Genomic DNA, 302 nt, shown 5'->3' on the forward strand with positions numbered 1-302 from the left:
GAGATAGTGCGCCGTGGTCTGCCCCTCGACGGTCGCGTTGACGGCAAGGATCACTTCCTTCACCTCGCCGCCGGCAACGCGGTCGACCAGCGAGCGGATGTTGAGCTGGTCCGGGCCAATGCCGTCGAGCGGCGACAGTGTGCCGCCGAGCACATGGTAGCGCGTGTTCATGGCTGCCGCCCGCTCCAGCGCCCACAGGTCCGAGACGTCCTCGACGACGATCAGCGTGCCGGCATCGCGGCGCGGATCGGTGCAGATCATGCAAGGATCGGAGGTATCGACATTGCCGCAGGTCGAGCAGA

The 302-nt window shown here is 66.6% G+C and carries 1 protein-coding gene; it reads right to left on the minus strand.

Features of this window, described 5'->3' with window-relative positions:
* The coding region (locus tag EN824_RS34445; protein WP_135933225.1) for a toprim domain-containing protein at positions 1-302 on the minus strand (302 nt) is incomplete at both ends.

It is taken from the genome of Mesorhizobium sp. M8A.F.Ca.ET.181.01.1.1 (assembly GCF_004792025.1).
Taxonomy (GTDB): Bacteria; Pseudomonadota; Alphaproteobacteria; order Rhizobiales; family Rhizobiaceae; genus Mesorhizobium.